Genomic DNA, 402 nt, shown 5'->3' with positions numbered 1-402 from the left:
ACGCCTGATTGTGAATTCGGGAAAGCCGAACAATGCTGAAGCTCGAAGCCGCCGCCGCCTTTGTCGCCGTGGCGGAATCCGGTTCGATCACCGAAGCGGCCCGGCGCATGGCGCTGTCGAAATCCGTCATCAGCGAGCGGCTGTCGGAACTCGAACGCGGCCTCGGCACGAAGCTGCTGGACCGCACGACGCGCAAGCTTTCCATCACCGAGACAGGACGAAGTTTCTATGAACGCGCCAAGCGCATCATGCAGGAGGTGGCCGATGCCAGCGCCGAGATCGCCGAGCGCCGCGGTGAACTCGCCGGGCCGCTCAGAATAGCGGCGCCGACCAGTTTCGGAATCCTGCATCTCGGCCCGGCGCTGTATGGCTTCCTGGCCAAGCATCCGGGGATTGAGCTGA

Annotated in this window: 1 protein-coding gene; it reads left to right on the top strand. The window is 63.9% G+C overall.

What is annotated here, in order from left to right:
* Positions 1 to 32: 32 nt before the first annotated feature.
* On the top strand, positions 33 to 402 hold a 370-nt coding region (locus EN852_RS35695), incomplete at its 3' end, for a LysR family transcriptional regulator (protein WP_135879669.1).

This window comes from Mesorhizobium sp. M2E.F.Ca.ET.209.01.1.1 (assembly GCF_004010375.2).
Taxonomy (GTDB): Bacteria; Pseudomonadota; Alphaproteobacteria; order Rhizobiales; family Rhizobiaceae; genus Mesorhizobium.
This window is presented reverse-complemented; position numbering and strand designations above follow the sequence as displayed.